This window comes from Fredinandcohnia quinoae (genome assembly GCF_022427965.1).
Classification (GTDB): domain Bacteria; phylum Bacillota; class Bacilli; order Bacillales; family Bacillaceae_L; genus Ferdinandcohnia; species Ferdinandcohnia quinoae.
On record NZ_JAKTTI010000096.1, the window covers coordinates 1 to 279 of the forward strand.

2 tRNA genes are annotated in these 279 nt (G+C 54.5%); both read left to right on the forward strand.

Annotation, left to right across the window (positions count from 1 at the left end):
- Positions 1-61 precede the first annotated feature (61 nt).
- A tRNA-Asn gene (locus MJG50_RS22030) sits at positions 62-136 on the forward strand.
- 2 nt (positions 137-138) lie between these two features.
- A tRNA-Thr gene (locus MJG50_RS22035) sits at positions 139-211 on the forward strand.
- The last annotated feature ends 68 nt before the right edge of the window (positions 212-279 follow it).

Sequence of the window (279 nt, forward strand, 5' to 3'; positions counted from 1 at the left end):
GCGCCGATGGTAGTTGGGGGATTCCCCCTGTGAGAGTAGGACGTCGCTAAGCTATCAATATTCCGCAGTAGCTCAGTGGTAGAGCTATCGGCTGTTAACCGATCGGTCGTAGGTTCGAGTCCTACCTGCGGAGCCATTGCTTCCATAGCTCAGCTGGTAGAGCACTTCCATGGTAAGGAAGAGGTCAGCGGTTCGAGCCCGCTTGGAAGCTTACAAATAAGATAATGGCCCGTTGGTCAAGCGGTTAAGACACCGCCCTTTCACGGCGGTAACACGGGT